Here is a 24,759-nt window from a genome sequence, read left to right on the forward strand (position 1 = left end):
CCTATGGCTGCTCGCAATGACGGTTTAGTCTCCATGCAACAATGCCCGCTCGCAATGACGCTGAAAACTTCAAAAATGTTCAAAAACAACAATCGCAAAAATTCATTCTATCTACTTCTGCCGTATTTATGGTCGAAGGATTTTGATATACGCCTGCGTATTGTTACCTCTCTTATTTGTCTAGTCATAGCTAAAGTAATAAATATTTTTGTTCCGATTGTTTATAAATATATAATAGATGGGCTAAATAAAAATTTTGCTCTTTCGGTGATTATCGGGATTATTGTTGCATATGGCGGAACAAAAATACTTGTTCAAATTTTCAGTGAATTACGAAATATCATTTTTTCAAAGGTAGGACATCAAGCAACACGCTTAGTTGCTCTAAATGTCTTTAAGCACATGCATAATTTAAGTATGCGTTTTCACATTACTAGAAAAACAGGAGGCTTAAGTAGGTCAATAGAGCGTGGTACTAAAGGTATTGGAGTGGTGCTGCGATATTCATTGTTTAATATTTTCCCGACAAGCGTAGAAATTATACTAGTAAGCGGGATGTTATGGTATGTTTACGGTATTTGGTTTGCCGTGACTATCTTAATAACAATGATAGTTTATGTTGGCTATACTTTCTTAATTAGTACTTGGCGTATTTCTTTTGCAAGGGAAATGAACCAAAGCGATAACACTGCCAATAATAGGGCGATCGATAGTTTACTGAATTTTGAAACCGTTAAATATTTCGGTAATGAAGAATATGAGGCCGTAAAGTTTAATGAGGCTTTACAAACTTATGAAAAATCAGCCACTAAAACTACTAACAGCCTATCGATTTTAAATATAGGGCAGGATGTTATAATATCCTTAGGGCTTGTTAGCCTTATGATACTTTCGGCAAATGCTATTAATCAGAATAAAATGACCGTCGGCGATTTAATAATGGTTAATACTTATCTATTTCAGCTATCAATTCCGCTTTCAATACTTGGCTTTGCCTATAGAGAAATTAAAAACGCTCTAGTTAGTATGGAAGATATGTTTAAGCTGCTTGATATACCGGCAGAAGTACAGGATGCGGTAGATGCTAAGGAGCTAATTATCTCAAAAGGTGAGGTTAGTTTCGATAATGTTAGCTTTGCTTATAATCAGGAACGTCCGATTTTGCATAATATAAGTTTTACGATCAAGAGCGGTAAAATCTTAGCAGTAGTCGGTAGTAGCGGGGCAGGGAAATCGACGATATCACGCTTGCTATTTAGGTTTTACGATATTAATGGCGGCAATATTACTATAGACGATCAAGATATAAGAGAAGTAACGCAACAGTCGCTTCGTAAATCTATCGGAATTGTCCCGCAAGATACGGTGTTGTTTAACGATACGATATATTACAATATTGCGTACGGTAATAATGCAGCTAGTTATGATAAAGTTATAGCAGCCTCAAAAAATGCTCATATTCATGAGTTTATTAGCATGCTACCCGAAGGGTATGAGACGCAGGTAGGCGAGAGAGGCTTAAAGCTTTCGGGTGGTGAGAAACAGCGTATTGCAATCGCAAGAACCATCCTAAAAAATCCGGCAATATATGTTTTTGATGAAGCAACTAGCTCGCTTGATACTAAAACCGACAAGCTAATTCAAGCAAGCCTTAAAGAGCTCTCGGCATGCCATACTACCCTTATCATTGCCCATAGACTATCAACTATTATCGATGCAGACGAGATTATCGTTTTGGATAACGGCTATATAGTCGAACGAGGCAACCATAAAACCTTGCTACAGCACAAAGGCTATTATGCCGAACTTTGGTATAAACAGCAGGAAGAGGAGCAAAAGTAAATAAAATACTAATAAATTAATATATCTTTACTTAATTTATAATTTTGTGTATAATAGTTTTTTAACAAAAAATAAGGTAAAGATTATGCCAGAAAATACAGCAATACGTAATGGTGCTAGCGTAGAGAATCTAGGAGCATCGGGTAGTCCGGTAGTAGGTGGTGATACGCTTACATTTGGGAGTTCCTCCGATATTTGTAATAATTTAGTTAATGAAACAATAAATGCGAATGGAGTGCGTGTTATTATAGATAACCCTATAGTTAATTTAAACCTAGTGGAAATCAGAAATGTTAGTACTTCGCATACCAACCCTATTTCTTTTTCAAATGATGAGACAAGAGTTTCGGTTAGAGCTGAACCTCAGGTTATTACAGAAGTTAAAAATTATAACACCATAAGCTTGTCGAATGAGAAAAAGATTGTTTGGGACGGAGCAGAAATTTTATGGATATATGATACTAAATCAAATGATATAGATGCAATTCTTATTAAAGATATTAGATTCAGCTTTAAAGATATTAAATTCAAGTTTTGTTGTTCTAAAAATAATTTTGATTACAATCATTTTGATCATAATGATAATGAAGGAGAAGGCTTTAGGATATTGATTGGCGATTCCCACCATAGCCTTATAGAGGTTTGTTAGTTTAACCTACTAAAGGTGTTATTGTATGCCTCAATGTCATACCTAGCTAAAAGCAGGTATCCGGCTCTTTCCATTGTCACCTCGTGGCTTGACCATGGAGTCTAGAAAAAAATTAAAAAAGACTAGAACCCGCAATCAAGTTAGCTAGGATGACATTAAAGGTTACTTGGATTCTTGCTTCTGCAGGAATGATATCGATAGATAATTGACATTTTTAAAAAATTGAGTAAAATCTCTTGCAGGAATAGCGGCGACGTTATTCCGGGGTTTCAAAGCCCTTTACACAGATGGTTAGCATTACCCATTTAAAAATGCTCCTCAACTTTTTCATGGTCGGGGAGATATTAGGTATGTCCAAGGTTTAAGGTGTAAACTTTAAGCCTAAAGCCTATCATAGCTGTTGTTCTATAGGGTATGTTACTAACGCCCTGGTGATTGTGTTTAAGAAGTCAAGATAATTTGTTTATATTGCTCCTGCCAAGGTCGTTTGTTTTTAACAATGTTATTGATCATTATTAAAAACTTTATATTTATTCAATGGGTGTAACCAGACGTCTAAAGTATCTTCAGATACATCGATACCTATAAAAATATGCTTTGTTATGTTTTTCTCTCCTGTCCTATGTACGAGCTAGGGGGTTATTCACTTGATCTTAATGGTTGATCGTGAATAACCCCTTGCTCTATTGATTGTTTGGAACCAAATTAAGTAAGGAGTAACACACCGGGGCACGGTTCATTAATTATAATTAAATTAATAACCTGACCACCATCGTTACCTCCTTACAGTATCTAGAATTATGCATTATTCTAAACACTTATTAAATACATAGACCACCAAGAGTTTATTTCTCTTCGGTGGTTGAAACTTGAGCAATTTAAGTTTAATCAATAGGGAGTAATTACATGTTCAACAAAAATAATACATTATTATCTAAAATATTACCGATTTCTAAGAAAAATAAAGATTTAGAAAAACTAAGATCTAAGTTTAAACAAACGCTAGAAGAACAGGTAACAGTAGATGAAATAAAAAGAATAGAGCAGCGTTCATTATATTTAGAAAGTATAAAATAATATATAATAAAGTTTGTTAACTCTTACGATTATGTCATTGCCTAGAAACGGTTGATATCGTCATTGCGAGCGACTAAAAGGAGCGTGGCAATCCAGAAAAAGATTAAAAAATGCTATAAATTAGCATTTTTTACTGGATTGTTTTGTCAATTACTTCGTAATTTTCCATAGCTCAGACGTAAACTTTTCAAATTATCAACTTTTTCTAGGCAATACCTTCTACTTCTCTAAAAATCCTTATTGACAATAAAACTTAGCTCAATATATATACTTAAGTTTAGTTAAAATTAATTAACTTTTTGAAGTTTGGTATGTTTTTATTTGAATTTAGTCGTGGTAATAAAGCCGCTTATTTATTAGGGTCAGTACATTCTTTAAGCATAGATTTCTTACCAACGGTAGCAAAAGAATTTTTATTGAAACAGAAAATACTTATTACCGAAGGAGATGGAGAAAAATCTGTTTCAGAGAGATTACAATTTTGTTCAAAATTAAATTTGCTAAATGAAAATGCTGATAGTACACATGATGATATTGATCCAAGAATATTAAAGATAGCAGCAAAAGCTTTATCTCATAAATCGGAATTAAATCTTAAATTACATGATTTATCTCATGAAGGGGTTATAATGCTTGCTGCTCTAGACGGAGGACATAAAGGTATGGATTTTGAATTAGCAAGACATTAATCTATAAGAAGGAAAGTTAGTGCTGAACTTGGATGAGGCAAACACCATGCAAGGTATAGATATAAAGTGCCTTGAGAATTATGTTATTTCCTGTGTAGACGACTCAAGAGGGATGAATATCATGTCTTTAGAATATTTGAAAGGGCATATATTGACAGATATGATCCCATCAGATGATAGCCCAATGCCCATTAAACAACGTAACACAGCATGGATAACTAAAATAGATCATTACTTTAAAGAATATAATAAAGATATTGTATGTTGTGTAGGAACAGCACACTTAATTTGGTGAATATGGCTTGCTAAAGCTATTAATAGAAAGAGGATATTTGATTAATAGAATTAACAATGATTTAAGTAAAATCGGATTTTCTAGAGATGATTTAAATGAATTAGAATCATCAGCTAAAGATTTATTTATCTATGACGAAAATATAAATGCGTGGTTCATCAATAAGGAATTAGACTATAGAATTAGAGAATAACCAATTATATAAAGCAATAAGTTTGACTAATCCATTCTATGAGTTTCAAAGTGATACTAGTATAGAAAATAATAATTATGTAGAAATTTTAGGATCAAATTAAATTAGTATCCAAAATGAAAATCCCCTTTTATCTTGGATACACATTATTTTAAACCTCCTTTCTAAAGGAGTTTTAATACTGCCTTTCAAAGAAAAAAGTAAATACAAGCAATCCTTGAAAGAAATTTATTATGTCTCTATTATTAAATATAATTCATTAAATTTAAGGCTAAGTAATCGTGACTGATAAATATTCTTCTAATTTAGTACCGGTAAATATCGAAGATGAGATGAAAGTATCTTATCTTGATTATGCTATGAGCGTTATAGTAAGTAGAGCTATACCGGATGTTCGGGACGGCTTAAAGCCGGTACATCGCCGAATTATCTATGCCATGCATGAAGCCGGTAATCATGCTAGTAAACCTTATAGAAAATCTGCTAGAATAGTCGGTGACGTGATGGGTAAATACCATCCGCACGGCGATAGTGCTATTTACGATTCATTAGTACGTATGGCACAAGATTTTTCCTTGCGTCTGCCGCTTGTGGATGGGCAGGGTAATTTCGGCTCGATGGACGGTGATGCGGCGGCGGCAATGAGATATACCGAATCTCGAATGGCTAAAGTTTCACATAAGCTCGTAGAGGATATCGATAAAGAGACCGTCAGCTTTAACCCTAATTATGACAGTTCTGAAGAAGAGCCTTCTGTACTTCCTGCAATGTTTCCCAATTTATTGGTTAACGGTAGCGGAGGTATTGCGGTCGGTATGGCAACTAATATCCCGCCTCATAATCTTGGTGAGGTTATCGATGCGTGCTGTTTATATATAGATAATAACGATATAGAAATTTTAGATTTACTAGAAGTTGTTAAAGGACCTGATTTCCCTACGGGTTCAATGATTTTAGGTATTAGCGGTATTAGATCGGCATATCTTACCGGTAGAGGTAGTATCATTATGCGAGGTCGAGCCGAGATTGAGAATATCAGTAATAATCGTCACGCAATTATTATTACCGAAATACCGTATATGGTAAATAAGGCAAGGCTCGTTGAGAAAATCGCTGAAATGGTTAAGGAAAAGCATATAGAAGGTATAAGTGATTTACGTGACGAATCGAATAAAAACGGTGTAAGGATTTTTATTGAGTTAAAGAAAGACGTAGTTGCTGAAGTAGTCTTAAATCAAATATATGCATGTACGCAGCTACAAACTAGCTTCGGTGTTATTATGCTTGCTCTTAAAGACGGGCTACCGAAAGTGATGAATTTGAAAGAAGTAATCGCAGCTTTCGTTAGTTTTAGGGAAGTGGTAATTACTAACCGTACTATATATTTGCTAAATAAAGCAAGAGATAGAGCACATATTTTACTAGGACTAACTATTGCCGTTAGTAATATCGATGAAATAATACGTATTATTAAAGCTTCAAATGACCCGAATACAGCTAAACAAGAATTAATGGCTCGCCAGTGGGAAGCATTAAATATCCTACCTCTTGTAAAGCTGGTTGATGATAAAGCAATGTTAAATGAGCAAGGCAAATGTAACTTTACCGAAGTGCAAGCTAAGGCAATCTTAGAAATGAGATTGCAACGCCTGACCGCTATGGAGAAAAACAAACTTGAAGAGGATTTAAAGAACCTCGCTACGGAAATCACCGAATATCTTAATATACTCGGCTCTCGTACAAGGTTACTTGAGATTTTAAAGGAAGAGCTAATTAAAGTTAAAGAAGAATTTGCGACTCCTCGTCTTACTTCAATTGAATTCGGCGAATTTGATCAAGATATAGAAGATTTAATTCAGCGTGAAGAGATGGTGGTAACCGTAACGCTTGGTGGGTATATCAAACGTGTACCTCTAAGTAGCTATCGTTCGCAAAAACGTGGCGGTAAAGGAAGATCAGGGCTTTCAATGCGTGATGAAGATATTACCACGCAAGTTTTTGTCAGTAGTACTCATACGCCAATGTTGTTCTTCTCAAATATCGGTCAGGTTTATAGCTTAAAGCTTTATAAGCTTCCTTTAAGTAATCCGCAAGGTAAAGGAAGACCGATGGTTAATATATTACCGCTGAAAGAAAATGAGCATATTACGAATATTATGCCGCTACCTGAAAATCAGGATGAGTGGGATAATTTAAATATTATGTTCGCAACTGCCAAGGGTAACATCAGAAGGAGCGATTTGCTAGACTTTAAGAAGATTCAGTCAAACGGTAAAATTGCTATTAGGCTTGATGAGGACGATAAATTAATTGACGTAAAACCATGTAAAGAAGACGAGCATATTTTACTTGCCACCAAAGCCGGTAAAGCTTTAAGATTCCCTGTTGAATCATTGCGTGTTATTAAAAGTCGTACTTCCGATGGGGTACGAGGTATGAAACTAGCCAAAGATGATTTCGTGATTTCTATGACTGTGCTTAAAGGTATTAGTAGTACAAAAGAAGATAGAGATGCTTATTTATCTGTGCCGTGGGAGCAGAGACTTGAAATTGCTAAAGGTGAGGCGTTTAATCCTGAAGAACTTGGCGTAAGCTTAACTGTTGAGGCTATTTTAGAAATGGCAAATTCCGAAGAATTTATCTTGACGGTTACAGAGAACGGTTTTGGTAAAAGAAGCTCGGCATATGGTTATAGAATTACCGATCGTGGCGGTAGCGGTATAATCAATATGGATATTAACGACAAAACCGGTTTAGTCGTCGGTGTTATGCCGGTCAAAATGGATGATGAGTTAATGCTGATCACTAATAATGGCAAGTTAATTCGCTGTAAACTTGAGTCAGTGCGTATTACGGGACGTAACACTAGCGGCGTAATCCTGTTTAAGCTAGATGACGGTGAAAAAGTCGTATCTGTTTCTCTCATTGCTGAAAGTGCCGATGGTGAAGAGGATAGTGAATTAGAGGAAGAAGGTTTAGAGCAACCTGAAGAGGTGTAAGGGCTGAGGCGTTGTTATTCCCGCATAGCTCTTAAAAGGCTCTCGATGTCATTCCTGCAAAAGCATTTTGCGTAGATACCTAAGTCGTCATTGCAAGCAGCCATAGGCTGCGTGGCAATCTCATGAAATAATAACAAACTCCTGAGATTGCTTCGTCAAATTACTTTATAATTTTCCTCGCAATGACGATTGGATATCCACGCAACAAGGTTATAATCTTTGTGTGGAAAGTTATATATTGGTAATAAATTATGATATGGTTATTAATCGCGATTGGTTTAACCGTTGCAGTTCTTGTTATAGGGGTAGTGTCGATGGCTATCGGAGGAAAGTTTGATAAGAAATTTAGCTCAAAGCTAATGACTTTGAGAGTGTTTTTTCAGGCAGTTGCTATATTATTGTTATTTATAATATATTTTTATAAAGTTAATTTATAAATGCCTGAAAATAACTACTTAATTCATTTCTCGTATTTCTTCCCACTTATCTAGAATTTCTTCTAACGTAACTTCTTCAACTTTTTTATCTTCATCTTCAAAATCTCTAATCAATTTTTCTAGTTTTGATAATGAAATTTTTTTTTCATTATACTGATCGCTATAATGTTCCTCGAGTTGTTCGGCAATTTCTTCAATATCACCCCAATGCATTATTATTCCTCCTTAATTTTATGCAAGCCTTATTTATTAACATGTTATCTGATATTTACTATTATTTTTTACTAAATATTATTAACTCAATAAATTATTATTATTAGGTGAGTTTATTATGCAACTATTGCCACAATTAGATAGGTTTGCTGCTTTTCTTTACATGTAGTGGGTTTTATGGTATATTAAAATAAAATATTAAGATTAAATTATGTCAATATTATCAATAGTAACAGCACCTGATCCAAGATTAAAGCAGAAATCTCAACCGGTTTTAGAAGTTACCGACCAAACACGGAAATTTATGGATGATATGGTTAAAACTATGTACCATGAGGATGGGGGAGGGCTCGCTGCCGTGCAGGTGGGAGTATTAAAACGTATTATGGTAATTGATATAAAGGATCATGATCCAGTAGAAAGGCCAAAAGATTTTTATCCGCTTTTTATAGTAAATCCCGAAATAATAGAAAAATCAGAAGAGCTAGTTATAGCTAATGAGGGCTGTATTTCATTACCGGAGCAACGTGTTGATGTCGCGAGACCGGAATCTATAAAGATTAGGTATTTAGACTATCATAATAAGCAACAAGAGCTTGAGGCAAATGATTGGCTTGCAAGAGTTATCCAGCATGAGTATGATCATTTAGAAGGTAAGCTCATGATTGATTATTTAAGTAGTCTGAAACGAGATGTAGTGCTTCGTAAGCTTAAGAAACTCAAAAATAATATAGTGTGAAAGTAATCTTTATGGGAACGCCTGAATTCGCCGTTCCCGCTCTTAAAAAACTTATAACTCATCACGAAGTTATGGCTGTTTTTACACAGCAACCTAAAGCTAAGGGTAGAGGACTTAACCTAGCTAAATCCCCGATACATCAATTAGCATTTGAGCATCAAATTCCTGTTTATACTCCTTCTACTCTTCGTAATGATGAAATAATAAATCTAATTAATAAAGTTAATGCTGATATTATAGTTGTTATTGCATATGGTTTTATTGTGCCGAAAGCTATATTAGAAGCTAAAAAATACGGTTGTCTTAATATCCATCCGTCCGATTTGCCTCGTCATAGAGGAGCAGCACCTTTGCAGCGTACCATTATAGAGGGTGACCGAAAAAGTAGTGTATGTATTATGCGTATGGATGCAGGGCTTGATACAGGCGATATATTGATGAAAGAAGATTTTGATTTAGAAGAAAGAACAACGCTGAAAGAATTGCATAATAAATGTGCTAATTTAGGAGCTGAATTACTAATAAAAACACTTGCAAATATCGATAATATAGTACTGATAAAACAGTCAAGCGACGGCGTTACGTATGCTCATAAACTAACAAAGGCAGAAGGAAAGATTAATTGGCATGAATCCGCATATAAAATAGATTGTAAAATAAGAGGGATGAATCCTTGGCCTGGAGCATATTTTAGTTATAATGATAAAATAATTAAAATCCTTAAAGCAGAATATTTAAATGCGGATCATCACTTTACTTCCGGTACCGTTATTAGCGATAAGCTGGAAATAGCTTGCGGAAGCGGTATATTACGAGTGAAAATTTTGCAGCAAGAAGGAAAACGAGCTTTGCCTACTTCCGAGTTCTTGCATGGTACAAATATTTTAAAAGGAGTAATATTAGAATAATGAAAAATAAGGATAAGATTTATCCTTATTTACGATGAGATTACTTATGCATTATCTGGTAAAATTTGTGAATCTCCTAAACATTTAAGGAGATCAAGTCCATTATATATTAAAGGCAATATTACTTCATCCAATATAGATAGATCAGATGAATAAGAAAGTGCTGTTTATTGTAATAATTAGGAGTGAGGAGATAAGTAAGCATCGGTTCATAATTATCCTTATTTATAGCATTTTTAAATTTATTCATTCTATTTTCAAAATCGTTATTTAATTCTACTATTTTTGGTTTGATTTCTTTCCAGATCTCTTGGCTTTCGCTATCTGTGTAACCCTCAGTAGAAGAATTTTTTAAGTGTTTTGTATAGTCTTGAGGAACGCTTAAAGTATTGCCATCGCAATCTTTTGTAAATGCATATGTTCCATATTGACCATGACGTTCCCCTTGAGGTTTTAATTCAATTATACCAAACTTTGTTTTTAGATGATTATTAAACTCTGTTATGTGGCTTTCCATTGTATAACTTAATGACCCAAATAATTTGTATTGTCCTAATGGAGTATAAAAATTCCCCTTTATTGCTATGTTATCATTTTTCATTATTATAGTATCTAAATTATCTATTTGATTGTAACGAAAGTTAGGTTCAGACCAAGAAAATATCTCCTCTGTAAAACTAATATCATATAAAGGTGCTATTGATCTAATATATAAAGCTATTTTAAATATATTAAAATAATAGTTAGTTAATTTTTCTATTTTAATAGTATCCATAAACCTCTATATATTTTTTAGAAAAACCATATTGCGTGGAAAGAGCAATGCATAATTATATCAATAGCCGCTTTATAATAATTAACAATATTTTTTAATATGTATTAAAAAATATTAACTAACTCTTTGAAATTATTGTTTGTTAAAACTCAAAGCGGTTTGATAAGCAGAGAAGGAAAAATGAAAGCAGTAAATAATATTTTACAAAAAGGCAGATTATTTTTTGAAGATTTTAACGGTAAGGTAGATACAAAATAGAGACCGCAGGTCTAAACAAAAAGCCGATAAAGCCTACTTTAAAAAGAGGTTAAAATAACTTTAAGCTCCCTCATAAAAAATAAAATTAAAATTATTTGAAATTAGTGTTTGACAAGCTTTAAAAATATAGATATAAAATCATCACACAAAGTTTGAAACGTAAAACTTTGTAGCTGTTTAAAAAGTTGATAAAGCTAAAAACTAAATACACCACGATAATAAAAATTTATATCGTGAGTAGATACTGAAAATAATTGTGAAATTAATTCTGTATGCATCGTGTAATCTCAAGTAAAAAAGCGTAAGTAAATATAATAAGAGCATTTGGTGGATGCCTTGGCATTAGAAGGCGATGAAGGACGTAATACGCTGCGATAAGCTTCGGGGAGTTGCGAATAAACTTTGATCCGAAGATTTCCGAATGGGGAAACCCACCTAATTTATTAGGTATTGTATAGTGAATACATAGTTATATGAGGCAAACCCAGCAAACTGAAATATCTAAGTAGCTGGAGGAAAGGACATCAACCGAGACTCCGTTAGTAGTGACGAGCGAACGCGGACCAGGCCAGTGGCTTCAAAAAAATAACTAAAACAACATGGAAAGGTTGACCATAGAGGGTGATAGTCCCGTATAGGTAAAAAGTTTGAAGTCCTTGAGTAAGGCGGGACACGTGAAATCCTGTCTGAACATAGGGGGACCACCCTCTAAGCCTAAGTACTCTCTAGTGACCGATAGTGAACAAGTACCGTGAGGGAAAGGTGAAAAGTACCCCGACAAGGGGAGTGAAATAGTATCTGAAACCAAATGCTTACAAGCAGTCGGAGCAAGCGTATTTATATGTCTTGTGACGGCATACCTTTTGTATAATGGGTCAGCGACTTAGTTTATCTAGCAAGCTTAAGCCGTTAGGTGTAGGCATAGCGAAAGCGAGTCTGAATAGGGCGTTTAGTTAGATGAATTAGACCCGAAACCGGGTGATCTAGCCATGGCCAGGTTGAAAGCGGAGTAAAATCCGCTGAAGGACCGAACCCACTACTGTTGAAAAAGTAGGGGATGAGTTGTGGTTAGGGGTGAAAGGCCAATCAAACTCGGATATAGCTGGTTCTCCGCGAAATCTATTTAGGTAGAGCGTTATAGCGATTACCGTCGAAGGTAGAGCACTGAATGAGCTAGGGGGTCCCACAGACTTACCAAACTCAATCAAACTCCGAATGTCGACGAGTACAGCATAGCAGACAGACTATGGGTGCTAAGGTCCATAGTCGAGAGGGAAAAAGCCCAGACCGCCATCTAAGGTCCCTAAATCATGACTAAGTGTTAAAGGATGTGAGAAGACCAAAACAACTAGGATGTTGGCTTAGAAGCAGCCATCATTTAAAGAAAGCGTAATAGCTCACTAGTCTAAATAAGTTTTCTTGCGCCAACAATGTAACGGGGCTCAAGTCATGTACCGAAGATGCGGATTTATGCATTTGGCATAAATGGTAGCGGAGCGTTCCGTAAGCCTGCGAAGGTGAACCGTAAGGTTTGCTGGAGGTATCGGAAGTGAGAATGCTGACATAAGTAGCGATAAAGAATGTGAGAAACATTCTCACCGAAAGTCCAAGGGTTCTTGCGTAAAGTTAATCTGTGCAAGGTTAGTCGGCCCCTAAGATGAGGCTGAAAGGCGTAATCGATGGGAATCAGGTTAATATTCCTGAACCTGAAGGATGTGACGAAAATAGTAAATTGTACAGTCTTATTGGATTGATTGTGCAGTGAATATTTTCCAGGAAATAACACCTTCACATGGACCTCTCACATAACTTACTTTATAGAGAGAAATTTGTAGGAGACACGAAACACAAAACCGCAGCGTACATAAGCGTACGTGAGGATTTGAGTATCGGATCGACACACAAATTGCCTCTAGAAATAAGTTATGTGAGAGGTCCATAAAGACCGTACCCGAAACCGACACAGGTGGACAGGTAGAGTATACCAAGGTGCTTGAGAGAACGATGCTGAAGGAACTAGGCAAATTGCATCTGTAACTTCGGAAGAAAGATGACCTGTATATGGGCAACCATGTGCAGGTGGCACAAGCTAGGGGGTAGCGACTGTTTATTAAAAACACAGGGCTCTGCAAAGTCAATAGACGACGTATAGGGTCTGACGCCTGCCCAGTGCTGGAAGATTAAAAGGAGGGGTGCAAGCTCTGAATTGAAGTCCCAGTGAACGGCGGCCGTAACTATGACGGTCCTAAGGTAGCGAAATTCCTTGTCGGGTAAGTTCCGACCCGCACGAATGGCGTAACGATTTCCCCACTGTCTCCAGTATCGACTCAGCGAAATTGAATTCTCCGTGAAGATGCGGAGTTCCCGCGGTCAGACGGAAAGACCCCGTGAACCTTTACTATAGCTTTGCACTGGTGTTAGGAATCAGATGTGCAGGATAGGTGGGAGACTACGAAGCGAAGGCGTCAGCCTTTGTGGAGTCACCCTTGAGATACCACCCTTTTGGTTCTTGACATCTAACCGAGATCCTTGAATCAGGATCCGAGACAATGCATGGTGGGTAGTTTGACTGGGGCGGTCGCCTCCCAAAGAGTAACGGAGGCGCGCGATGGTTAGCTCAGGTTGGTCGGAAATCAACTTTTAGAGTGCAATGGCATAAGCTAGCCTGACTGCGAGTCTGACAAGACGAGCAGAGACGAAAGTCGGTCATAGTGATCCGGTGGTCCCGAGTGGAAGGGCCATCGCTCAACGAATAAAAGGTACTCCGGGGATAACAGGCTGATGATTTCCAAGCGTCCATAGCGACGAAATCGTTTGGCACCTCGATGTCGGCTCATCACATCCTGGGGCTGGAGAAGGTCCCAAGGGTTCGGCTGTTCGCCGATTAAAGTGGTACGTGAGCTGGGTTTAGAACGTCGTGAGACAGTTCGGTCCCTATCTGCCGTGGGTGTAGGAAGTTTGAGAGGATCTGCCTTTAGTACGAGAGGACCGAGGTGGACGTACCCCTGGTGGACCAGTTGTCGTGCCAACGGCACAGCTGGGTAGCTAAGTACGGAAGGGATAACCGCTGAATGCATCTAAGCAGGAAACCTACCTCAAAACTAGACTTCCCTATTAGAGCCGTGGAAGACCACCACGTTGATAGGTCGGGTGTGGAAGCACAGTAATGTGTGTAGCTAACCGATACTAATAGCTCGATTGATTTACTTTGCTGTGAGATTACATATGCATATAGTGTTAATTCTATAAGAATAAACCTTTTTAGAAATTTGCTTATAGGGAGGAATTTGAAGGAGACACGGAACACAGAACCGTAGCGTACACTTGAGTACGTGAGGATTTGAGTACCAGATCGACATACAAATTACCCCTAGAAGTAGAGTTTCCGAATAGGTCTAATGTAGTATCAACTCACAAAGTTATCAGGTTTATATACAGCTTTATCAACTAATAAAGATGTTGTTGCATGACTAATGTCATACCGTGGCTTGACCACGGTATCCAGTAAAAATTATTTTGCTGAGTATCGTAGTAAAAGTTAGGATATAATGTTAAGACTTTTTTTGAGTCGTGCAACAATATTAACAGCAAACTAATACAAATCTATCTTTTAAAAGTTTGTATTGCTAGCTTGGTGGTTGTAGCATGAGTGAAACACACGATCCCATCCCGAACTCGAACGTGAAACCTCATAGCACTAATGGTACTATGTCATAAGGCATGGGAGAGTAAGTCGCTGCCAAGCTTGCAATGCAAATTTTTAATTATCTGTTCTTTCTCTTTATGGGATATTTTATATTCATAATTTTCACCTTTTTCTATATTAGTAATGCTTACGCATTAAAGAATAAACATCAATTTATTTCCAGAGAATCGTTAAAATCTAACATAGAAATTAAAAAGCTATTTAAAAAAAATACTGATCAATTTATTTTAGAGTTACCAAACGGCACAGTAATTAATGAAGGTGGAATTTTAACTCAAGAAGGTTATATTCTACAAGATACTCAAATAAGCTTAGGTGATTAACATCGTTTATTAAATAAAAAACGAGATATTAATACAGAAAATCCTTTATATTTTAATGGAAAATTAGCAGTAATTTCATCTTCTGGTTCTGAAAATTGGTATCATTAGCTGCTACAAATTTTGCCTAGATTATAATTATATTAAAAGAATCAGATCTTGAATATGATCGTATCTATATTAATAATTTAAAATATTCATGGCAAATTAAGTCATTAGAAATAGTATTAAATTATTTAGATATACCGGAAGATAAGCTTTTTGTAGTAAATAGTGACTGTATAATTCAGGCTACTAGAATTGTTCCATCTATACCGTTTATTCCGGTAAAAGGTACACCTTTGCCTTTATGGCTAAAAAAAGATTTAAGAAATATTTTTATTAAAGATAATAGTAAAGCATACGATAAAATATATATTTCTCGTAAATACGCTTCTACCCGAAAAATAGTTAATGAAGAAGAATTAATAGAAAAAATTGAGAAACTCGGTTTTAAGGTAATATATCTAGAGCTATCCTCCCCGTATGAATAGGCCTGGCTTTTTAATAAAGCAAAAATAATAGTTGGACCGCATGGATCAGGATTTGTAACCTTATTTTTGCGGCTCCAAAATGCAAAGTAGTAGAGATTGATCACGGCACAACTCCCTCTAGAAGTTTTTATAAAAGAGTGGCAAATTATATGTCATGCGATTATTATCCTTTTTATGTAGATCAGACAACAGAAGAGCATTTAGAAGACGATATAAAGATCAATATTGATGAATTTATTTATAGATAGCCTCTTAAGGAAGTTAATTCTTAAAATCATTATTTAATAAATAAGATTCGCTATTCATTTCATTTAGTCTTGAAATAGTGCGTTTGAATTCTGTGGCTCGTGCTGAACCTTGATATATTTTATTTGGGTTATCTTCTAAGCTCATAAATAAAAGTATTTTATAGAAATAGGCATTATCGATAAAATTGATAAATCTAACAGCTGTATTTGTATCATTAGCATCGATAGTATGAACGTTCCCCACTATAATAACGTTGAAATTTTGGCAAATATTAACATAATCGATATAGCTTAAGTCTCTTGCAAATAATTCATTATAATCTGTTACTAATATTCTTTTATACACTTTTTGAAACGATATTTCTCTACCTAGAACCTGTATATTTTGAGAAACAAGATTATTATCACTAATATCTGTGATAATTTTTTCAAGTTTGTTTTGGTTTTCTAAAGTTAAGGGATAAATTATCCTTGCCCCTTTAACTCCTAACGCTTTATCAAATCGATAATCATGGTGATTATCTAGATATTTAACATAAAATGTATTATTGATTATCTTTATAAAAGGTAGGAAAGATTCTCGTTGTAACCCGTCTTTGTAAAGATTATTGGGACTCGTGTTAGAGGTTATAAAAATAAAAATATTTTGCTTTATTAATTCATTAAATAATCTACCGATTATCATTGCATCGGTTATGTCTTTAATTTCAAATTCATCTATTCCAAGTACTCTAGTTTTTTTAGCATAATCTTTGGCAATTTTAGGTATGATATCTTTTTGATTTTCCGTTTGTAATTTATGCATAGATTTATGAATTTCCTGCATAAAGTTCTGATAGTGTAGAATAGTTTTAGGTATGCTTATCGCTTCAAAAAAAGAATTCATAAGCATAGTTTTACCGCTGCCCACTGGACCGTATAAATAAATTCCGCTTTTTAAATTATTTTGGTTAAAGAATTTAAATAAACTTTTTGGCTTATTAAGTTCTATTGCCAGTGGTTTTAATTCTTCTAATAAAGCAGTTTGTTTTGAATCTAGTATTAATGCAGTAGAGGATTTTATCATCCAAAATATTTTTTCTCTAGTTTGTTATATGTTTTTTCTAAAATCGGTAAGTATAATTTAATATTTTCAAAAACTCGTTTTGCATCTTCATATTTATAAACATGAGAAGTAATATTATGATCATCTAACAATTTTAAGCCACATTGTTTCATCATCGATCATACTAAATTGAAAAGCTTTACTTAGGACATCTTTTGGAGTAGTACTATCAATTTTTTCATGGGTTAGTGATTTTCTTTAGTACTTTCCAAAATAGCTCTATTACGAATTCAAATCACTGAATAGCAGCATCTAAAAAAATAGGATCTTTATCTACTTTAGTTCTTTCTATAACCTCGTGTAAACATTGTATAGCTTGTCCCAAGGTTCTAAAATAATCTGCCCAAAATATTTCTTCCATTAGCGTGAACCTTTTTTATAAAGAATTTTTTTAAAATTAACGATGTTTTATTTAAGCTTATCATCGTCATTTAATGTATCAAATCGTACACAATCTATTTTTAAAAGTGTATCTGCATCATATATTATTTCTAAAACTTGCTGCCAATCATCTTCATTTGCATTAGGGCAGAGGATGGCAATATCAATATCAGAACGTTCAGTATTATCACCTCGCCCGGGGCGTGTGGGAGCCAAAAAGCCAAATTTCTTCTATAAAGGGTAATTTGGTTAGATTTACAAAAAATATTCTTTGATACTATTCATACTTTCCTATACAAAAGTGTTGCATCGCCGTAGCTAAAAAAACGCATTTTTTCTTTTATAGCATATTTATATAGTTCATGCATCTCTTTAAATCCGGCAAAAGCACATATAAGCATAAATAAAGTAGATTTAGGAAAATGGAAATTAGTAAGTAGCATATTGGCTGTTTGAAATTTAAAACCCGGAGTTATGAAAATATTGGTTTCAAAATCACTGGCTTTTACGATGCCGTTATTGCAAGAACTCTCAAGTGTTCTAAGTGTTGTAGTGCCGACTGCAATAATGCGTCTTCCCTCTTGCTTTGTTTTATTGATGATTTCAGCAGTTTCAGGAGTAATAGAGCAATATTCGGTATGCATTTTATGCTCATGAATATTTTCGGTTTTTACAGGTAAAAAAGTTCCTGCTCCCACATGTAATGTTAAAAATGTGGTTTGTATATTTTTTGCCTTAAGCTTATCAATTATATCCTTTGTAAAATGCAAGCCTGCTGTTGGTGCTGCAACCGATCCTTCTATTTGACTATAGACAGTTTGATAGCGTAGAGGGTCTAGTTTATCGTCATTGCGAGGCATTATTTGGGATGCCATGGCAATCTCAGGATCTTGTAACGAGATTGCCGCGTCAGGACTGCGTCCTTCCTCGCAATGACGTTTAAATGATCTCCTAATATAAACCGGCAGCGGCATCTCACCGTATTTGTCCAAAAATTCAAATACCGAAATATTATCAAGTTCAAATTTTATGTTAATCTCGCCCATTGCAAATTTTTTGGTAATGATTACCTTATGATTATCAAAATAAAATTCATCGCCTATATTAAGTTTACGAGCTGGTTTTGCAAAAGCCGACCAACTATTATAGTCAATTGATTTGGACTCGCCTACTATGTCACTTGTCGCTCTCCTATTAGTTATAGGCTTCGCTCCTTGCTCCTTGTATGCAAATCCAACTGAATTGACTATATCTGATAATTTTTTATTTAAGTTGATAGTAATATTTCTCCCCAAATGTAACTTTGCTTTAATCACTTTGCTATTATTAAAGACTAATAAATCACCTTCTTTTAAGTAATCTATTATGTTATAGAATTTAGTTTTAATAGGCGGCGTAGCAGCAATTAGTAAATCCGATCGGTCACGTTTACTAGATGGATATTGTGCAATAAGTTCACTTGGCAAGTCAAAGTCAAAATCAGAGAGTTTCATTATTAGAACACCAGTAGCTAAAAAAGCGATTATAACAGCATATTACGATATTTAATATAAGATTTTATTTATTAATAAGTAATTAATAAATTAATTATCTATTGACTAATCAATATTTTTCTATATAATATAAAAATATTATTAATTGATTAACAAAGGGGAAAATTATGAAGAAACAGGCAGAACAAATAGAAATAACTGATGATATAATTAGGAATAAATTTTATGAGATATTAAGCGGTAAAGATATAGAAGAACAGCAAACTATGGGATTTAATAATATAGATGAAATAAAAAGATATCAATTTTTGAGAGAAAATTTTGTCAAAGAAGTAAAATACTTAATTAATAGTCTAGATTATAGTAGTAATCCACTTAAGGCAGCTTGTAGAATAGCATATAATAATAGTAAAGGATCCGTACTGCTATATGTAATGCAATCACGAAAAACGATACTAATTTAGTGGAAGCTTTATTAACAAGTTTAGGAGTTGATCCAAATACGGAATTTAATAAATATGAAGTTAAAACCTTTTTGGAAGTTGCTTTCTATACGAAGAATAAAGAAATGGTTAAGCTTTTACTTGAAAAAGGAGCAGATCCTATTTCTGGTTTTTATAAGCACATAAAACGGTATGAAGCAAGAGAAGAAATGGGTTTTGATAATATAGATGATTATTCCGATGCTTTAATAAGATTAAACAATAATTCAATATCTGAAGAAGATAAAAGTAGAGTAAAAAGGCATGAATTTTTTAGAGAAAGTTTTGTCAAAGAATTCACCGCTTTTATTGAAGATCCAAATAAAGATGTTGATAGTGTGCACTATGGGGCATACACCAATATAGCTAAAATAGCAAGAAATCCTAGAGATTTTACAGCTAAAGCAATTCAACAAGGTGATTACGATTTAGTTGATACTTTGTTAACAGCTTTAAGTATTGATCCAAATAAAGTAGCGTATATATCGGATGCTGCTGCTGGAAGTCTTTTATATTTTGCGTGTATTAATAATCAGAAAGAGATAGCTAGGCTTTTAATTAAAAAAGGAGCAAATATAAAATTTGCCGATGATTTTGGTATGATCCCCTTATATAATGCTATAGAAGCCAGGCATCTGGATATGGTAGAATTTCTACTTGAAAATGGAGCTGATCCTAATTACATGGGAAGGAAAATTTTCTCTTGTTTAGAATAGCTACCTTCAGATACAAAGATATAGCTATGGTAACTAAATTGCTTGCTTATGGTGCTAATATGGAAGTTATAAATATGGATAATGAAAAGACCATATTTGAACAGTTAACATATTTAGGTAGAAGTTATTTGGCTGAGGGGCCTAAGGATAAGCAAAATAAAATAGATATGATAAAAGTATTTTTACAATACGGTGCTAATCCGGATGTACTGTATTCTAACGGTCAAATGATCCGTGACATGGAAGTAATTTATGAACCTTTGAAAGCTCTTTTAAAATTAGAATCCGCATTTCGTAAGAATGATTACAAGGCAATAGGGGCTATTGACAAGAAAGATTTAGCTGGATTTGTTCAATGGAAAGCAGACATATTGCCGGTTATAAAAGCTGTTTCTAAGGATGAGTATATTAAAAGCCTATTAGAGCTAAATACATTTTCAAAACAAGTGAATTTGGATTCAGATGATTTTAAAAACAACCATTAATAGAATTAAGAGCAAAGATAGCTAAATTGGCACCGTCTTTGAAGTTTTTATGCCTTTTAAAAATTGGAGATATTATTAAAGGTAACGTTGAAGGTGAGATAACATTTGATGAGAAGATAAAATATAATACTGTAATAAATTGGCTGAAAGAGAAAGAGATTTATATTGAAGTAGCAGGAGAAGCAGAGGCTCATACTGACTTAGTTTAAAGGTTGAGGCTGGTACTGTCGAGCTTGTTGTATGGTTCAATTTTCCGTCATTGCGAGGCAAATTACGAAGTAATTGACAAAGCAAGCTCCAGGATACTTGACAAGATTGCCACGTCGCTCCGCTCCTCGCAATGACGATTTGATATCCATGCAACAACACCGCAATTTCCGTAGCTTATGACGATAGATAACACATCCTCACACTATCAACCCTTTAACTTGTGAGTTCCATAATTTTTGATATAGCTTACTATTTTTTAGTAATTCTGCGTGGCTACTATCATCGATTATACTACCTTTTTCAAAAACTAAAATTCTGTCCATATTGAGTAAAGTAGATAATCTATGAGCAATAACTATCACGGTTTTATTTTGCATTAAATAATCCATTGACTCTTGAATTAGGCTTTCCGTTTCGCTATCTAAACTACTTGTTGCTTCATCGAGAATTAAAATAGGAGCATTTTTTAAGATAGCTCTTGCTATAATAATTCTTTGACGCTGACCGCCTGATAAGTTATTCCCCCGTTCACCGCACATAGTATCGTAACCGTCCGGTAAATTATCGATAACATCGTGGATATGTGCAGATTTTGCTGCTTCTATAACTTCCTCAAGAGTAGCTTCTTTTTTTCCGTATCTGATATTTTCCAAAATAGTACGATGGAAAAGTACCGGTTCTTGTGGTATAAGGCTAATAGCTTTTCTTAGAGAATCTTGAGTTACGTTTTTAATATTTTGATTATCTATTAAAATCATCCCTTCTTCTATATCATGTAACCTAGTGAGTAAACTAATAAAAGTGGTTTTCCCTGAACCGGAAAATCCGACTAGCCCTACTTTTTGTTTACTCGGTATTAATACCGATTTATTATAAAATAGATTGTTATTATGATGATAATTAAACGTAACATTTCTAAATTCAATAACACCTTCTTTGATATCTAAAGGAGTAGCATTTTCAATATCAGTTATAATATGTGGTGCCATTAGGGATAAGCCTTGATTAAATGCTCCGACCTGTTCGAACATATCACCGATTTCTTGCGTTAAATCCCAAATATCGTCTGCTACATTTATACATAATGTTAGAACTAATACGCAATCACCTATGCTTATAGATAATTCACTACGAAGTCTAGATAAATAATAGATCATTATAAAAATCATTATTGAACAAGAAGTCCCAAGAGCATAACGCAATTTGAACATAAAGAATTGCATAGTCTGCTCATCAGCTACGGCATTTTCTACTCTTGTTTCTAGATGTTGACGTTCAAATTTATGGGCTGTAAACATTCTAACCGCATTAATGTTGCTAATTGCATCTACGATACTACCAGCAACAAAAGATTGGCTTCTAGCATAATTTAATGAGTATTTATTGATTTTATCCGAAAAAAGAACATTAAGCCCTAAAAAAACCGTAATCCATAAAATAAATATCGTAGCAAAAACGTAATGTACCGAATATAAAGCAATTAATGCAAATACAATAATTGCTAGTTTACGAAGAATTTTTTCGCCGAATATCGAAATGATCATCTCAAACGATCTTGCGGTTTCAGTAATACGATTGCTAATATGTCCTGCTAGATTATCCTGAAAGAATTTATGGCTATGATATTGGGTATAATTATAAAGTTCATTTAGTATTTTTCCTTTTATTACGGGCATAGTTTTTAGATATAGATAATCATATGAACGATATGCTATATTAATACTCTCCCACCAAAGAGCATAAAATACTGCCCAGTAAATCATGGGAGATAAAAGATTATTAGCATTCTCATCGCTGCAAGATTCAATTAGATCAATGATTTTCTGAAGTAATATACTATCAATTGCCGGAATCATACCGAGTAAAATACAAATTACAGTCAATAAAGTAATTTTAACTTTATCGAATTTTAAAAAATAAATACCTAAGCTAAATGTTGATTTAGATAAAGTAGGGTATTTTATCACGGTAATGTACCTCGATTTTAAAATAATATATTTTCGTGTTATTTTGGAGCATATTTTAATTTAATTATTTTGCAAAAATATACCTAAAAATATTAAATACTATGGAAAAATAATAAACAAGCCTTGCTTCTTACCCTAAATAATGCTACAAAATTCAGAAAATAACTTCAAAATCATTAGAAATGCAAGAAAAAGAATTATCTAATAATTTTTTAGAAGAACAAGAAAAGTCTAAGGAAGATGATTCTCCGTTCTTTGATGTAAAATATATTTGTCAAGCAAGTTTATTAATTACAGATTCTATCCAAAAAGGGTATGATGTAACGCAATTGCCCAATGGTGATATTAATATTACAGAAGTAAGAATAGTAAATGTTCATTATAATTGGAACTCCGAAAAAGGAAAATTTGTTAAAACTAATCAGATAGAATTTAATAATAGCAAAGGTGGATGATTAAATCAAATACTGTATACTCGTTTAATTTGAAAAATGGGCTAAGTCGTCCTATAAGTACTGTGGTACTCACGTATTAAGTATACGTTCCGCTCCTCGTCTTATAGACCGATTACTCTTGTCCAAATTAAACTTCGTCTACTCTTCATTACGCTTGGAGTATATATTGTTATTGTCAAAAAGCTTATTATCTTAAAACAGCAGCTTAAATATGGAATTTGATCAAGTATTATTATCGAGGATTCAGTTTGCTTTTACCATAAGTTTTCATATAATATTTCCTGCTTTTACTATAGGGCTTGCAAGCTTTTTAGCGGTAATTGAAGGGTTATGGTTAAAAACAAAAAAGCCGGTTTATCAAGAAATATACAAATTTTGGGTGAAGATTTTTGCCGTTACTTTCGGTATGGGAGTAGTTTCAGGCGTTGTAATGTCTTATCAATTCGGGACTAACTGGTCGAATTTTTCAGATAAGGTTGGAAATGTCCTTGGTCCGCTTCTCGGTTTTGAAGTATTTACTGCCTTTTTCCTCGAATCTTCTTTTTTAGGTATAATGTTATTCGGCTTTAATAAAGTCAGTAAAAAAGTACATTTTATTTCTACGTTAATAGTTGCCATTGGTACTGTAATCTCAGCTTTTTGGATACTTGCAGCTAGTAGCTGGATGCATACGCCTGCTGGTTTTGAACTGCGAGGCGAAGGATTCTTTTATCCTTTAAATTGGCTAGAAATTATCTTTAACCCTTCTTTCCCATATCGCTTTTTCCATATGATTACAGCGGCTTATTTAACTACTTCTTTTGTTATTGGTGGTGTAGGTAGCTTTTATTTACTAAATAATCGTTATAAAGAGCATGCTAAAATTATGCTTTTTATGGCGGTGTTAATGGCGTTAATCGTTGCACCTATTCAAATATTTATCGGTGATCTGCATGGTTTAAATACTCTTAAATATCAGCCGGTTAAAGTTTCGGCTATGGAAGGTATTTGGAATACGGAAAAAGGAGCGGCCTTTAATCTTATCGGCTTTCCTGACGGGGAAGAAGAAAAAACAAAATATGCTATAGAAATACCTTATGCTAGTAGTTTAATCTTAACGCATAACTTAGACGGTGAAGTGAAAGGATTAAAAGAATGGACAAAAGAAGAGCGTCCACCGGTTGCTGTGGTATTTTTTAGCTTCCGTATTATGGTAGGCATCGGTTTCTTAATGGTATTTACAGGTGTAGCCGGCTTATATCTTTACTTGAAGAAAAGATTATATACTACGCATTGGTTTCAATATTGGTATATATTAATGTCACCTTCAGGTTTTATTGCAGTACTTGCCGGTTGGTTTGTAACCGAGGTAGGTAGACAACCTTATATAGTGTATAATATTTTAAAAACCGTAGATACGGTATCACCGGTACTTGGCAAATATGTATTTATTTCTCTAATTGCTTTTGTAGTAGTGTATGTGATCATTTTCAGAGCGGGTATATATTATATAATGCATTTGATAAAGAAAGGTATAGAAGCGATAGATAATAAAGAAATGTACGGAGAGATCGGTTTGAATAACCCATTATTAGAAAAGTAATA

The 24,759-nt window shown here is 34.3% G+C and carries 26 protein-coding genes, 2 rRNA genes and 2 pseudogenes; 22 read left to right on the forward strand and 8 right to left on the reverse strand.

Going from position 1 to position 24,759, the window contains the following annotated elements:
* Positions 1-75: 75 nt before the first annotated feature.
* From RAS_RS01680 to RAS_RS01705, 8 genes are all read left to right on the forward strand, one after another.
* The gene (locus tag RAS_RS01680; protein ID WP_147141767.1) at positions 76-1,842 is read left to right on the forward strand and encodes an ABCB family ABC transporter ATP-binding protein/permease; all 1,767 of its coding nucleotides are present in this window, start codon (positions 76-78) and stop codon (positions 1,840-1,842) included.
* An 85-nt stretch (positions 1,843-1,927) separates the two neighbouring features.
* The gene (locus tag RAS_RS01685; RefSeq protein WP_147141771.1) at positions 1,928-2,491 is read left to right on the forward strand and encodes a hypothetical protein; all 564 of its coding nucleotides are present in this window, start codon (positions 1,928-1,930) and stop codon (positions 2,489-2,491) included.
* A 906-nt stretch (positions 2,492-3,397) separates the two neighbouring features.
* A complete protein-coding gene (locus RAS_RS08455; RefSeq protein WP_172616106.1) occupies positions 3,398-3,568 on the forward strand; it encodes a hypothetical protein in 171 nt (56 codons plus the stop codon).
* Positions 3,569-3,879: 311 nt separating this feature from the next.
* Positions 3,880-4,257 (forward strand): hypothetical protein, encoded by a 378-nt coding sequence (locus RAS_RS01690; protein ID WP_147141774.1) that lies wholly within the window; start codon positions 3,880-3,882, stop codon positions 4,255-4,257.
* A 46-nt stretch (positions 4,258-4,303) separates the two neighbouring features.
* On the forward strand, positions 4,304-4,552 hold the full coding sequence (locus RAS_RS01695; RefSeq protein WP_147141777.1) for a hypothetical protein: 249 nt from the start codon (positions 4,304-4,306) through the stop codon (positions 4,550-4,552).
* A gap of 37 nt (positions 4,553-4,589) precedes the next feature.
* Entirely contained in the window at positions 4,590-4,745 is a 156-nt protein-coding gene (locus tag RAS_RS08460; protein WP_156790193.1) for a hypothetical protein, read from the forward strand.
* 281 nt (positions 4,746-5,026) lie between these two features.
* Positions 5,027-7,744, forward strand: a complete 2,718-nt coding sequence (gyrA, locus tag RAS_RS01700; protein WP_147141781.1) for a DNA topoisomerase (ATP-hydrolyzing) subunit A — start codon at positions 5,027-5,029, stop codon at positions 7,742-7,744.
* A 251-nt stretch (positions 7,745-7,995) separates the two neighbouring features.
* The gene (locus tag RAS_RS01705; protein WP_147141784.1) at positions 7,996-8,181 is read left to right on the forward strand and encodes a twin transmembrane helix small protein; all 186 of its coding nucleotides are present in this window, start codon (positions 7,996-7,998) and stop codon (positions 8,179-8,181) included.
* 18 nt (positions 8,182-8,199) lie between these two features.
* Here RAS_RS01705 and RAS_RS01710 read toward each other — a convergent pair whose 3' ends face one another.
* Positions 8,200-8,394, reverse strand: a complete 195-nt coding sequence (locus RAS_RS01710; protein WP_147141789.1) for a Fe-S cluster assembly protein IscX — start codon at positions 8,392-8,394, stop codon at positions 8,200-8,202.
* A gap of 211 nt (positions 8,395-8,605) precedes the next feature.
* On the opposite strand from RAS_RS01710, the gene def reads away from it, so the two are divergent.
* Positions 8,606-9,133, forward strand: a complete 528-nt coding sequence (gene def / locus RAS_RS01715) for a peptide deformylase (RefSeq protein WP_147141792.1) — start codon at positions 8,606-8,608, stop codon at positions 9,131-9,133.
* A complete protein-coding gene (gene fmt, locus RAS_RS01720) occupies positions 9,130-10,041 on the forward strand; it encodes a methionyl-tRNA formyltransferase (RefSeq protein WP_147141796.1) in 912 nt (303 codons plus the stop codon). The genes def and fmt overlap by 4 nt, the downstream gene beginning before the upstream one ends.
* A gap of 121 nt (positions 10,042-10,162) precedes the next feature.
* On the opposite strand, the gene RAS_RS01725 is transcribed toward fmt, so the two are convergent.
* Positions 10,163-10,816, reverse strand: a complete 654-nt coding sequence (locus tag RAS_RS01725) for a hypothetical protein (protein ID WP_147141799.1) — start codon at positions 10,814-10,816, stop codon at positions 10,163-10,165.
* A 129-nt stretch (positions 10,817-10,945) separates the two neighbouring features.
* Between RAS_RS01725 and RAS_RS09365 the strand changes: the two are divergent.
* From RAS_RS09365 to RAS_RS09375, 6 genes and pseudogenes are all read left to right on the forward strand, one after another.
* A pseudogene (locus tag RAS_RS09365) lies at positions 10,946-11,127 on the forward strand (hypothetical protein); the annotation flags it as partial.
* A gap of 250 nt (positions 11,128-11,377) precedes the next feature.
* Positions 11,378-14,285: ribosomal RNA gene (locus tag RAS_RS01730) — 23S ribosomal RNA — on the forward strand.
* A 54-nt stretch (positions 14,286-14,339) separates the two neighbouring features.
* Positions 14,340-14,471 (forward strand): annotated as a pseudogene (locus RAS_RS01740) (palindromic element RPE1 domain-containing protein); the annotation flags it as partial.
* 233 nt (positions 14,472-14,704) lie between these two features.
* Positions 14,705-14,819, forward strand: a 5S ribosomal RNA gene (rrf, locus tag RAS_RS01750).
* Positions 14,820-14,857: 38 nt separating this feature from the next.
* Positions 14,858-15,103 (forward strand): hypothetical protein, encoded by a 246-nt coding sequence (locus RAS_RS09370; protein ID WP_232049275.1) that lies wholly within the window; start codon positions 14,858-14,860, stop codon positions 15,101-15,103.
* A gap of 338 nt (positions 15,104-15,441) precedes the next feature.
* A complete protein-coding gene (locus tag RAS_RS09375) occupies positions 15,442-15,633 on the forward strand; it encodes a glycosyltransferase 61 family protein (RefSeq protein ID WP_232049276.1) in 192 nt (63 codons plus the stop codon).
* Between the two features lie 261 nt (positions 15,634-15,894).
* Here the strand turns inward: RAS_RS09375 and zapE are convergent, their stop codons facing one another.
* The 5 genes from zapE to queA form a co-directional block, all read right to left on the reverse strand.
* Positions 15,895-16,947, reverse strand: a complete 1,053-nt coding sequence (zapE, locus tag RAS_RS01760; RefSeq protein ID WP_147141805.1) for a cell division protein ZapE — start codon at positions 16,945-16,947, stop codon at positions 15,895-15,897.
* Positions 16,944-17,102: a hypothetical protein gene (locus RAS_RS08475; protein WP_172616107.1), complete on the reverse strand. Its 159-nt coding sequence runs from the start codon at positions 17,100-17,102 to the stop codon at positions 16,944-16,946. The genes zapE and RAS_RS08475 overlap by 4 nt, the downstream gene beginning before the upstream one ends.
* A 119-nt stretch (positions 17,103-17,221) precedes the next feature.
* The gene (locus RAS_RS10400; protein ID WP_269473002.1) at positions 17,222-17,347 is read right to left on the reverse strand and encodes a hypothetical protein; all 126 of its coding nucleotides are present in this window, start codon (positions 17,345-17,347) and stop codon (positions 17,222-17,224) included.
* Positions 17,348-17,394: 47 nt separating this feature from the next.
* Positions 17,395-17,583, reverse strand: a complete 189-nt coding sequence (locus tag RAS_RS01765) for a nucleotidyltransferase domain-containing protein (RefSeq protein ID WP_232049277.1) — start codon at positions 17,581-17,583, stop codon at positions 17,395-17,397.
* A gap of 65 nt (positions 17,584-17,648) precedes the next feature.
* On the reverse strand, positions 17,649-18,860 hold the full coding sequence (gene queA, locus RAS_RS01770) for a tRNA preQ1(34) S-adenosylmethionine ribosyltransferase-isomerase QueA (protein WP_147141809.1): 1,212 nt from the start codon (positions 18,858-18,860) through the stop codon (positions 17,649-17,651).
* A 167-nt stretch (positions 18,861-19,027) separates the two neighbouring features.
* Here queA and RAS_RS09380 point away from each other — a divergent pair, with 167 nt between their 5' ends.
* Genes RAS_RS09380 through RAS_RS09385 form a run of 4 tightly spaced genes read left to right on the forward strand, consistent with a single transcriptional unit; the run spans position 19,028 to position 20,752 of the window.
* On the forward strand, positions 19,028-19,324 hold the full coding sequence (locus tag RAS_RS09380; protein ID WP_232049278.1) for a hypothetical protein: 297 nt from the start codon (positions 19,028-19,030) through the stop codon (positions 19,322-19,324).
* Positions 19,324-20,058: an ankyrin repeat domain-containing protein gene (locus RAS_RS01780; protein WP_232049279.1), complete on the forward strand. Its 735-nt coding sequence runs from the start codon at positions 19,324-19,326 to the stop codon at positions 20,056-20,058. The genes RAS_RS09380 and RAS_RS01780 overlap by 1 nt, the downstream gene beginning before the upstream one ends.
* 26 nt (positions 20,059-20,084) lie before the next feature.
* Positions 20,085-20,543 (forward strand): hypothetical protein, encoded by a 459-nt coding sequence (locus RAS_RS01785; protein ID WP_232049280.1) that lies wholly within the window; start codon positions 20,085-20,087, stop codon positions 20,541-20,543.
* 26 nt (positions 20,544-20,569) lie between these two features.
* Positions 20,570-20,752 (forward strand): hypothetical protein, encoded by a 183-nt coding sequence (locus RAS_RS09385; protein WP_232049281.1) that lies wholly within the window; start codon positions 20,570-20,572, stop codon positions 20,750-20,752.
* Between the two features lie 198 nt (positions 20,753-20,950).
* On the opposite strand, the gene RAS_RS01790 is transcribed toward RAS_RS09385, so the two are convergent.
* Positions 20,951-22,720: an ABC transporter ATP-binding protein gene (locus tag RAS_RS01790; RefSeq protein ID WP_147141812.1), complete on the reverse strand. Its 1,770-nt coding sequence runs from the start codon at positions 22,718-22,720 to the stop codon at positions 20,951-20,953.
* Between the two features lie 182 nt (positions 22,721-22,902).
* On the opposite strand from RAS_RS01790, the gene RAS_RS01795 reads away from it, so the two are divergent.
* Both RAS_RS01795 and RAS_RS01800 read left to right on the forward strand, forming a co-directional pair.
* Positions 22,903-23,175 carry a DUF2671 domain-containing protein gene (locus tag RAS_RS01795; RefSeq protein ID WP_147141815.1) on the forward strand — a complete coding sequence of 91 codons (273 nt, stop codon included), beginning with the start codon at positions 22,903-22,905 and terminating at the stop codon, positions 23,173-23,175.
* 211 nt (positions 23,176-23,386) lie between these two features.
* The gene (locus RAS_RS01800; protein ID WP_147141817.1) at positions 23,387-24,757 is read left to right on the forward strand and encodes a cytochrome ubiquinol oxidase subunit I; all 1,371 of its coding nucleotides are present in this window, start codon (positions 23,387-23,389) and stop codon (positions 24,755-24,757) included.
* Positions 24,758-24,759 lie beyond the last annotated feature (2 nt).

This window comes from Rickettsia asiatica (assembly GCF_007989425.1).
GTDB lineage: Bacteria > Pseudomonadota > Alphaproteobacteria > Rickettsiales > Rickettsiaceae > Rickettsia > Rickettsia helvetica.